The sequence below is a fragment of the Aquidulcibacter sp. genome (genome assembly GCF_044346625.1).
GTDB lineage: Bacteria > Pseudomonadota > Alphaproteobacteria > Caulobacterales > Aquidulcibacteraceae > Aquidulcibacter.
Map to the genome: position 1 here is coordinate 1 of NZ_JBIIYV010000102.1, position 7,319 is coordinate 7,319.

Here is a 7,319-nt window from a genome sequence, read left to right on the forward strand (position 1 = left end):
TGCCCATTTACGCGCGTTGTCGAGTAACGACCCAATCAGCTCTGTCAGGTCACTCTGATCCAATCTGACCTTGTGGTCTGGATCGACTTGAACATCCCAAGTTAGGTTTTCTGTTATGCTTGTCCGCGCCAAAGCGCCCGTGATCTGATGAATGATTGGAGAGAGTGACACTTCAACAGTGCGACCTAGAACTGGGCCATGGATATTCGCGCGCGCCAAATCCCGGGTCGCACGATGTTCAAGGCCACTGACAATATCTCTTATGGTCGCGGCCGCATTGGCTTGGCCAGAGGCTTCGATTTCATCTGCTCGTGCTAATAGGACCGCTAACGGTGTCCGAAGGCTATGAGCCAGGTCTGCTGCGCGCTCGCGCGCTTCGCGTGCCTGGCGCTCGCCGGCATCAAGCAGGGCATCAAAGTCGCGCGCAAACGTCTCCAACTCGATCGGGACCATTGCCTTCAGTCTCTCTTGCCGGCCGGAGCGCACTAAAGCCAACGCACGGGATGCCTGATTTAAAGGACCCATCAGCATGCCACCTTGCACAAAGGTGATGATCAACAAACCCACACCAAGAAAGATGAAAACGGGTGTGGTATCTAGCATGATAGCATCGACTTGGCCTTTCAGCAGCGCGCGATCAATTGCCACAGCAAATCGCCAACTACGCTTGCCCTCAACGCCTTCTGGAATCCTACGCTCGAGCAAGAGAAGATCCACACCATCTGGTCCTTTGGCACTATGTCGATGGACGGTGTTTAAGGGTAGAATGTCGTTTGGGAGGTCTATCGTGAATGTCACGAGAGACCCAGACCTAACAATGGCTTTGGATTTATCATCAACAACCTGCCAATAAAGGCCTGACAGTGGCTCCTCAAACCTTGGATCCGGCAAAGTCTTTGGTACCAAAGTGACGACGCCATTTTCCAGCTTCAGCCCACGTGTCATGAAGCGCAAATCGGCTTCAAGTTCGGCAATGGTGCTTTGTTGGACGTGGTGTTCAAAGGCTGCACGAAACCCGATTGCTGAAATCAAAGGCAGAATGAGTGCGCTTGCAAGACCTACGGCCCAAAGCCCAAAGCGTAATGACTTGACCATCAGATTTGCCCTATGGAATCTGTTGGGTTCCACATATAGCCATAGCCCCGACGCGTCATAATCCTGTCGGGTCCAATCTTTCGACGCAAGCGCATCACTGCGGCTTCAATCGCATTCTCCCGCCGCAATTCATGATCACCATAAACATCCTCGCAGAGACTGGCTTGTGAGATTGTCTCGCCCGGCGCTCGGATAAGTGCCGTTAGAATTCGGAATTCCAAAGGTGTTAGGTCGATTTGTCCAGACACATCTGAAACAGTACGAAAGCGCAAGTTGATCGTAAGGTCTCTGTCCCGTATCAAGTTTTCTGCTTGCCCCGCCCCACGGCGCAAGACCGCGTGAATACGCGCAATCACCTCGTCCACAACAAATGGCTTAACGATATAATCGTCTGCCCCGGCGTTGAGGGCATCAACGCGTTCTGTCCAACTGCCGCGGGCTGAAGCGACCAGCACAGGAAGCTTTACCCCATCGGCTCTCCACCGCTTTAGAATTGATAGGCCATCCAGCTTGGGCAGATTCATGTCCAGAATTGCGAGATGGAAGGGTTCCGCATCTCCTTTGGCCCAACCTGCCTCGCCATCTGCAACAAGTGTCGGCAGAAAGCCAGCTCGGTCCAATGCACGCACAAGTATAGAACCAATCGCTGGTTCATCTTCAATGATTAGAACGCGCATTCACCCTCCGCGCACTTCGTCTAGCTGAAAGTTGCTGACAGTTTCCTGACAAAGTCGATCAGGCTTCTGCGTATTCTTGACCTTTATCCAGCTTTCTTTGACCTTGTGCGGAGTAAGTCATGAAGCTGGGAGATACAATCAAAGCCGATCCATGTATGTTGTGCGGCGAGATCGAACGGACAGTAGTGGGCACCGTAGGACGGGGATTAAAACCACTTACAACAGTTCTATGTGACGGGTGTGGCCTAGTCAGTCATGATCCACTGCCGACAAGGGCTGAGTTAAATGCATTTTATGCCTCAGACTATCGGAAGAATTATAAAGGCATTTTAAAGCCAAAGGCTAAGCATTCGTTGCGCGCCCAACGGAGTGCCGCCCTTAGGGCCGTGCGCCTCAAAGGCCTAATCCAGCCCGGTAGTCGGGTCCTCGACATTGGGGCATCGTCGGGTGAATTTGTTTATATGATGGGTAAACTTGGCTTCAAGGCGAGCGGGGTTGAACCCAATGACGGCTATCGGCAGTTCGGAACGATGACTTATGAAATTGAGGTCACCAATCAGAAATTGGAATCCGGAGCATTTGGAACTGGAATCTTTGACCTGATCACCTTGAATCATGTGTTCGAACATTTGGCTGATCCGTTGGATGCGTTGACCTGCTTCAGGCAATGGTTGGCCCCAGGTGGGCTGTTGTTCATTGAGGTGCCAAATATCGAAGGTGTCCAAAAGCAACGTGGCAACCTTTTCCATTATGCGCATGTCTGGAACTTTTCCCCATCCACCCTTAAGGCGGCCTTGTCTCTTGCGGGATTTGAACCTATCGACAGCCCACAATGTCATGGGACGTCTTTGGTGTTCAAGGCGCGTCTCGAACCTGCCCTGACGGCCATTGAAAACGGTCAGGATCATGCCGCGCAATTGCGCCAGCAATTACTCAACGAACAGTCCCCGATGTCTTATCTTGCTTCTGGTGCCCCTGTGCGGCGTCGTTGGCAGCGGCTCTTAAGAAACTTCGATGAGATTACTACGACGCGGCGATTCAACAACCTGCAAGCAATGGCGAACGCCACATTGAAAGACGCCCAACAAGCCCAGCGCCGTTCGCTTGACACTCTAGAATCCCGTGTCCAGCACACGTCTCATCAACAAACTCTCACAAGCCAGTGAGGTCACGACTTTGTCGGTTGCGCGCTTCGTGGAGTAACCCCATGTTGTTTGGGTGTGGACCGGGCCCCTCTGGCAACTCCAATTTGAGTTGCGATGTCGGCCACATCGGAGTCCTTAGTAAGGCGCGGTGTCAGGGTCCCTATTCATGCCCTCCAATCGCGTCCCTCGGGCTCTGCCATGCATAAGCATAGAGGAGCATGACATGAAACTTGGACGTATCGAAGCCCTGAAGAGCCAGCACTCAAGACTTGAAACTGAGTTGGCTGCCCTAGCCAATCGCCCCTTTCCAGAGCCAGAATTGATTACGAGGCTGAAGCGTCAAAAGCTCTTGGTAAAAGATCAATTGGTTGCGGCGGGCGTTATGTCGCCGCGCCCTGAACGGGCCCTGGTGCTCAGCCACTAGGCCCTCCGAGAAAAGGTAAGCGCACCCGCCCCGACCGCTTACCTAGGGTGAATGTAGACCAGAACGGATCTTCCCATTCACCCACCCGGCCCTTGTGCACAGCTCGTCCCCCTAGCCCGTGCGCAAGGGCCACTTGCCTCTTTCTCGTCCCGCCTTTGACGACGATTGGAAATTTTCGTGTACCAACCCACAATTGATCAGTTCCGCGCATCTAATAAGCCAGTGCAGCCCGTGAGTGTGAACCGAGCTGTTGATGCAATTGGGTCCTGCGCAGGCCTCACTAGTGTTCCATTTGCGATTTTGGTCAATCGATCCGCTGGCAGATTCCGCCTGTTTGGATTGGCGCGCCTGAAGGCAGCGATGCGTCGCGCGGGACTTCCACAAGACGTGCCGCTAATCCTAAGCACGGGGCATGAGCTTCACGATCGTGCATTGGATCTTGTTCGCCAAGGTGTTCAGACGCTTGGCATTCTTGGCGGAGATGGTTCGGCCCGCACAGTCGCTTTGGCTTTGCGTGGCTTGGATGTGCCTATTCTGCCTTTGCCGGGCGGTACCTTAAATCGACTCTGCTACCGGGTTCATGGTCATGCCGACCTCGAACGGACCTTGCGAGATTTGGGTCAAGCCAAGCCAACTTGGCTGTCTGGCGGTTTGGCAAACGAGCATTTGTTCTTGGTGGCTTCTGGCTTTGGTCCTTGGATGGCGTTTCATACCATGCGCGAGACGTTGCGCAATTATGGCTTTTGGGCAGGCTTGAGTGCGCTTAAGACACTTCGGCACGACTTATTTTCTGGCAGGCTGCGACTGAGCGCCAATACTCAAGCCTGTGATGTCGTGATCGCTGCTCCTAGTCATGTGGATGACGCGTTCGGCCTTGGCACAACAGAGCGCGACTTTCCCGAGACACTACTTGAAACCGCGCAAGCGAGGTTCAGCGGTTTTGGGAGGGTGTTGTGGCTGGCTATAGCTGTCTTGTTCCGACGCTGGCGCAGCCTGTCCTTTACTAAGATCCAGATCTCAGAGCGCATGAGCATCAGTTGCGGCGGCGACGAGATCATTGGACTTGTTGATGGTGAGAAGTGTGAGTTCGGCAATCACCTTGTTTTGCGCGCTCTACCGCGGGCTGCTTTGGTGCTCTCTACAAAGCATCCGCAAAAATGATAGAGGTGGCGCATTCAGAAATTTAGAGCGCTAAATGACCACTCTTGTTCATATCAGCGATGTGCATTTTGGCGACGCGGATTCAGCCAAGCTGGAGGCCGCTTTGAGCGCTTTCGAGAAGATTAAGCCGGATTGCGTCTTGATAACGGGCGACTTGACCCAAGAGGGCAAGCGTGGAGAATTTGCCCAAGCTGAGGCTTGGTTAAGAGTGGTCAAAGCGCCAATTGTTGGTTGTCCAGGCAATCACGACACGCCCATGTTTAATCTAGCTCAGCGCCTAGCCAATCCGTTTGACCGGTACAATCGATTAGGACTTCGAACGACGTGGCAGTCCAGCGATGGCTCAATTCATATTGAAGCTGCCAATAGCGCACGGGGATTTCAATGGCGTTTGGATTGGTCACAAGGTGACTATGGTCAGTCAGGGGTCATAGAGGCCTTGGACAGATTGGGCCGCTCGGCTGCTCGACATAAAGTCCTTGCTCTACACCACCCGCCACAAACCCCAACGGGCGCGTCGGTGACAAGTGAACCTTTAGGTCTCATTCGATTTGTGAAGCGCCTTAACCTAAATCAACCTGACTTGCTATTGTGTGGCCATGTACATGCCGCATTTGATTTTCCAGCGCCTGTGCTCGCGGGCGTTAGGGTCATGACAGTGCCGTCTCTGGCATCCTCGCGGGAACGTGGCTTTGGTTCAGGATTTGGTGTGGTGAATTTCGCCGCGGACAATCGGACGATCGCGCGCACGATTTGGCGCTATCAAGAAGGGTCGTTCAAAGAAGTCAGTGAGCCTTCAAAAAGCACCGCTGACATCTCGGGCTGAAACTAGGGCGCGCCCATTGGCTAACACCTCTCCGCTTTCACTTTGAACTTGCGTGCTTAGATCAACTAAAGCCTTCTCGGGCCGCAATCGGGTGACGGCTACCCGCGTATGCACGCGTTGTCCGGGCTTCAGCGTGCCCAGCCACTGGGTCTCCTGTTTCAGATAATTGGTGCCCTGCCCTGGCAATTCCATGCCAAGTAGGGTGGAGATTAGACCCAGCATGTAGGCTTGCCCCGCGAAGACTTCGGCGACTTCTCTAGGTAAGTCTGTTTTGTCAGCGCGAGCTAGTAAGGCTTTCAGGGCGACCAGCTCCCCAGCCTCATGTAAGGTTTCGCTAGAGGCTGTCATGCCAATTGCGAGCGGTACATCTGCTGCGCCAGACATCGCGGCATCGTTTTCCTGAGCTAGCGCAGCGTTAATCAGCAGTCGACAAACGACGATGCCATCATGATGGCGCGCAAATTGCCACGCGTCGCCTTCACGGGCGACCTCTAAGGCTTCACCTGCAAAGGCCGGGGCTGGAAACATGGCGGACGTTGTCTGTGGTGCAGCAGAGAGACCTGCAGCACGCACCAGCCAAGCAGTTAACATAGCCCCATGCGCAACTGTGCGCCCAAATCCGCTGCGTGCAGCAAAGTCTGGATCGACGTGAATCGGATTGGCATCGCCGGATAGCTTTGCAAACAGGTCGAGATCGTCTTGCGTGGGTGTCAGGATCATGGTCGCGGAATCAAATGCTTTTGGATTTTGCCTGCTGGCGTGCGGGGAAACTCGTCGAGCACTGTGACATATTTGGGCACTTTGTAGGGAGCCAAATGGTCGCGACACCAATTCTGTAAGGCGGAAGGATCTGGCGCGCTATGATTGGGGCGAACAAGAAAGAAGGCGTGACCCACTTCGCCCCAGCGCGCGTCTTCAACACCGATGACGGCTGCTTCTAGCACAGCGGGGTGCAGGGCGAGCACATTTTCAACTTCAGCCGGGTAGACATTTTCTGCACCCGAAATGAACATTTCTTTGAGGCGGCCGACAATGTAGAAGCAGCCGTCAGCATCCTTGCGGGCGAGGTCGCCGGTTTTCAGCCAGCCATCAGGCGTGATGCTTGCCGCGGTCGCTTCAGGATTGCCCCAATAGCCCGGGGTGATACCTGGCCCACTCAACCACAGCTCGCCGGTATCACCTGTTGGAACTTCAGCACCATCGTTACCGACAATGCGGGCCTCACACAGGATTTGCGGTTTGCCGACCGAGCCAATCTTTTGCGTGGCTGTTTCAGGGTCTGCCAAAAAGACGGTTGGGCCGGTTTCTGTCATCCCCATGCCATTGGCGACTTTAGCGCCCCGACGTGCAAAGGCGTGCACCAAGGTATCTGCCAGTGGTGCGCCGCCACAGCCCCAATGTCTGACTTTGTCGAGCGCAACATTTCCAAATTCTGGGTGGAGACTAAGGGCCTGATAAACAGCGGGAACGCCGAAGAAAGTTGAGATGGCACCTTTGGCCAAAAGCTCCATCACAAGGTCGGCCTCAAATCCGGGCAAGATCAACACGTGTCCGCCTGCGAACAAGGTGGGCAAAGTATGCAGATTGATCCCGGCCGTGTGAAACAAGGGCAGGAAATTCAAAGTGACATCTTGGCTGCTCAGATCAATCGCCTGACCCACATTGACGGCGTTCACATGCGCCATGCCATAAGTCTGGATCACCGCTTTGGGCTGCCCCGTCGTGCCCGAGGTATAGAGGAGGTACCAGATGTCATCAAACGCCCAATGGCGACGCGCTTCAGCCACTGGTGATTGGGTCAATTGGCCTTCATAGCCTTCATCAGTCGGATCATCGAAATTGATCAGCTTTGCGTTTGAGGCCAACGCCAACTCTGTTGCGACGTCCAAATCTTCTTGCCCGCATAGGATTAGAACGGGCGCTGCTTGACGGATCAATGGGGCCAGTTCTGGTAGGGGCGCACGCCAGTTCAAAGGCGTGACAACCGCGCC

At 54.2% G+C, this 7,319-nt stretch carries 8 protein-coding genes; 4 read left to right on the top strand and 4 right to left on the bottom strand.

The genetic code is table 11. The annotated features are described in order from the left end of the window. Positions 1-1,095: sensor histidine kinase (locus ACIQ20_RS15085; protein WP_395781723.1), on the bottom strand; the 1,095-nt coding region annotated here is incomplete at its 3' end. Further along, entirely contained in the window at positions 1,095-1,772 is a 678-nt protein-coding gene (locus ACIQ20_RS15090) for a response regulator transcription factor (protein WP_395781725.1), read from the bottom strand. The genes ACIQ20_RS15085 and ACIQ20_RS15090, both read right to left, overlap by 1 nt. Before the next feature lie 119 nt (positions 1,773-1,891). Between ACIQ20_RS15090 and ACIQ20_RS15095 the strand changes: the two genes are divergently transcribed. From ACIQ20_RS15095 to ACIQ20_RS15110, 4 genes are all read left to right on the top strand, one after another. After that, positions 1,892-2,938, top strand: coding sequence for a class I SAM-dependent methyltransferase (locus ACIQ20_RS15095; RefSeq protein ID WP_395781727.1), 1,047 nt, complete (start codon positions 1,892-1,894; stop codon positions 2,936-2,938). A gap of 202 nt (positions 2,939-3,140) precedes the next feature. Beyond that, complete coding sequence (locus tag ACIQ20_RS15100; RefSeq protein WP_395781729.1) at positions 3,141-3,341, top strand: YdcH family protein; 201 nt, start codon at positions 3,141-3,143, stop codon at positions 3,339-3,341. 177 nt (positions 3,342-3,518) lie between these two features. Continuing rightward, complete coding sequence (locus ACIQ20_RS15105) at positions 3,519-4,502, top strand: diacylglycerol/lipid kinase family protein (protein ID WP_395781731.1); 984 nt, start codon at positions 3,519-3,521, stop codon at positions 4,500-4,502. Positions 4,503-4,536: 34 nt separating this feature from the next. Continuing rightward, positions 4,537-5,328, top strand: coding sequence for a metallophosphoesterase family protein (locus tag ACIQ20_RS15110; RefSeq protein WP_395781733.1), 792 nt, complete (start codon positions 4,537-4,539; stop codon positions 5,326-5,328). Here ACIQ20_RS15110 and ACIQ20_RS15115 read toward each other — a convergent pair. Together ACIQ20_RS15115 and ACIQ20_RS15120 are read right to left on the bottom strand one after the other, a co-directional pair. Continuing rightward, positions 5,299-6,048 carry a MaoC/PaaZ C-terminal domain-containing protein gene (locus ACIQ20_RS15115; RefSeq protein WP_395781735.1) on the bottom strand — a complete coding sequence of 250 codons (750 nt, stop codon included), beginning with the start codon at positions 6,046-6,048 and terminating at the stop codon, positions 5,299-5,301. The genes ACIQ20_RS15110 and ACIQ20_RS15115 overlap by 30 nt on opposite strands. After that, on the bottom strand, positions 6,045-7,319 hold a 1,275-nt coding region (locus ACIQ20_RS15120; protein ID WP_395781737.1), incomplete at its 5' end, for an AMP-binding protein. The genes ACIQ20_RS15115 and ACIQ20_RS15120, both read right to left, overlap by 4 nt.

Excerpts from the sequence above, each read along its gene's own strand:
- ACIQ20_RS15090 (WP_395781725.1), bottom strand. The coding sequence starts at position 1,772 with ATGCGCGTTCTAATCATTGAAGATGAACCAGCGATTGGTTCTATACTT.
- ACIQ20_RS15095 (WP_395781727.1), top strand. The coding sequence starts at position 1,892 with ATGAAGCTGGGAGATACAATCAAAGCCGATCCATGTATGTTGTGCGGC.
- ACIQ20_RS15100 (WP_395781729.1), top strand. The coding sequence starts at position 3,141 with ATGAAACTTGGACGTATCGAAGCCCTGAAGAGCCAGCACTCAAGACTT.
- ACIQ20_RS15110 (WP_395781733.1), top strand. The coding sequence starts at position 4,537 with ATGACCACTCTTGTTCATATCAGCGATGTGCATTTTGGCGACGCGGAT.
- ACIQ20_RS15115 (WP_395781735.1), bottom strand. The coding sequence starts at position 6,048 with ATGATCCTGACACCCACGCAAGACGATCTCGACCTGTTTGCAAAGCTA.